Below are 2,366 nucleotides of genomic sequence, written 5' to 3'. Positions count from 1 at the left end.
TATTTACTACTAATTATTCATTTAGGAAACAAAAAAGGGGATTAATTTCCCCTTCATAACGACCTAAATTTCCTAGCATTACTAATGATTACGGCAATCATTAATCTAACTCTACAGTACCCGAGAGCATAAGTCAATTACACTCAGAAAAACATGGAGTTAAAACCTAAAAATAAAAGCTAAAATCCAAGTAATTGCTATTAGTTTAAGCTAAAATAGTAGTAATGATTCTAACACTTTCTAATTCTAAAAACAGTCACGCAGTCACCAGTCACCAGTCACCAATTTTGGATAAAAACATGAGTAAAAATAGTGTCGCTTATGATAAAGCATACCAGTTTGCTATCAGAATCATTAAGGCATATAAATACTTAAACGAAGAATATAAAGAGTATATTTTAAGCAAACAACTTCTTCGTTCAGGAACATCAATTGGAGCTAATCTAGCTGAAGCTAACAGTTCTATTTCTGAAGCTGATTTTAGTGCTAAGGTATCTATTTCTTATAAGGAATGCCAAGAAACAAAATACTGGCTATCCCTTCTAAAACAGTCACCAGTCACACGCTTCGCTCAGTCACCAGTTAACTTTTTTTCATTCTCATTTCTAGTTTTAATAGAAAGATTATCAAACTTTAATTTTTCTTGGATAACTGTGAAATATTTATCACTGGTGACTGGTGACTGTTCATTGGTGACTGTTAACAGTATCTATCAAGATGCTGAAGAAATAGCTAAAATTCTCTACGCTATTTTGAAGTCTACTAACAGAATAAAAAAGTAGATTGGTGACTGGTGACTGCGTGACTGGTGACTGATTAAAAGCAAGAACTTGATGCGTTAGACCCAATACCTTTCTGATCAACACCCGACCTAAGCACGTCTTAAAACTGCTTAATTAAATCCTTTCTGTAAACAAATTTAAAGGTAAATCATGAAAAATAATCAACAAGAATTAAGCATTATCAAAACTTTCTTAGAATCGGTTTCATGGGCAGATGAATGTGAAATACTTACGACTAACGAGGAGTTACTGCATCAACCAAGTGTAACTGTTCTACAAACTCCATGTAGTGTTTATTTCCCCTGTCATTGGACAGAATTTGATTACTGGAAAAATCAATGTTGGAAGTATTACAATTGGCCTTTTCAATCCCAACCAATATTATTAATTTACGGCAACCCACCACTACAAGAAGCAGAAAAAATGTGGCGAGAGGCAATGACAATAGAAGGATATGCGGCAACTAAATATGTTTCGCTTATTCTTGATTTCATAGATGTAGAAGTTGAAATTTATTTACGGGAATTGTTTGCACAAGCTACCGACGGGGTAGATTGGGGCAAAACTATTGTCAAATGGTTGGAAGGAGGTAAGGGATTTGTTATGGATTGGGACTGAAGAATCGAGGGTTGAAATCATAGACAATAGGAGTTTTTAGGGTGGGTAATGCTCACCTATCAGCAAAATAATTAAGAACCGGCATTAACAATGAGCCATTTAAAAAGAATTCAAAAGGAGATTAAAGAGGTTAACAAAATTATCAAAAAAGCCACACAAGGACAAAATCAACCTAAACTCTTTGATGATTTATCCCATTTAATGAGAGTTGAATACAGCGATCGCATAGTAGTTTTCTTTGATGCACCTCATCAAGACAAAATAAAAATGCTCCAAGCGGAAGAGGATAGGAAAGCTATCAGAGTGAAGTTCATCACTTATATCGGGGGCAATTCCAAAGAAGAATTAGAAGAAATTATCAAAGAAATCCCTGCACCTCGACACCAAATAAGAAAGACTAAAAGAGTCCCTAATTATCCTTTTGAAATGAAAGTTTCAGGATATTCTTTTAAGCAAATGAAGTTATTAGTTAACCAATTTACCATTTAAAAAGCATGAAATTAATTGATATTTTAAGAAATCTAGCACAACCAATTCCTAAAGATTCAATAAGTGAGAAAACATTAAAGGGAACAAAAATTGAATATATCTCCTGGTATGACCTTTGTGACCTATTAGATGAGCATTGTGGAATTGATGGGTGGGAATGGTCGGTTAAAGACGTTACCCAAATTAGTAACCGATTAACTTTAACGGGAGTTCTTACTATTTATGGTGATGATAAATCATTAACCAGAATGGCAACAGGAACCGAAGATGTTGACTGTTCATCTTATGGCGACCCTTCTAGCAATGCTGAAGCTATGGCCTTAAGACGATGCTGTTCTAAGTTTGGTTTAGGAAGAGATTTGTGGAGGAAGAAAAGTAAGTTAAATGGGAATTATTCTGAAACTTCTCGCAAAGTAATCGAACACGTGACATCCTCCCACGCTAACTGCTAAGAGCAGTATAGCGTGGGCTTCCCAA

The 2,366-nt window shown here is 34.9% G+C and carries 4 protein-coding genes; all 4 read left to right on the top strand.

What is annotated here, in order from left to right; genetic code table 11:
* Positions 1 to 299 precede the first annotated feature (299 nt).
* The 4 genes from P9B04_RS25245 to P9B04_RS21395 all read left to right on the top strand — a co-directional run bounded on the left by P9B04_RS25245 (position 300) and on the right by P9B04_RS21395 (position 2,341).
* Complete coding sequence (locus tag P9B04_RS25245; RefSeq protein WP_446718028.1) at positions 300 to 782, top strand: four helix bundle protein; 483 nt, start codon at positions 300 to 302, stop codon at positions 780 to 782.
* Between the two features lie 150 nt (positions 783 to 932).
* A complete protein-coding gene (locus tag P9B04_RS21405; RefSeq protein ID WP_342056995.1) occupies positions 933 to 1,400 on the top strand; it encodes a hypothetical protein in 468 nt (155 codons plus the stop codon).
* Positions 1,401 to 1,490: 90 nt separating this feature from the next.
* The gene (locus tag P9B04_RS21400; RefSeq protein WP_342056994.1) at positions 1,491 to 1,889 is read left to right on the top strand and encodes a hypothetical protein; all 399 of its coding nucleotides are present in this window, start codon (positions 1,491 to 1,493) and stop codon (positions 1,887 to 1,889) included.
* A 5-nt stretch (positions 1,890 to 1,894) separates the two neighbouring features.
* Entirely contained in the window at positions 1,895 to 2,341 is a 447-nt protein-coding gene (locus tag P9B04_RS21395; RefSeq protein WP_342056993.1) for a Rad52/Rad22 family DNA repair protein, read from the top strand.
* Positions 2,342 to 2,366: the final 25 nt, after the last annotated feature.

This window comes from Crocosphaera sp. Alani8, assembly GCF_038442745.1.
Taxonomy (GTDB): Bacteria; Cyanobacteriota; Cyanobacteriia; order Cyanobacteriales; family Microcystaceae; genus Crocosphaera.
Note: the sequence above shows the minus strand (reverse complement) of the source record. Positions and strands in the feature narration are given on the sequence as shown.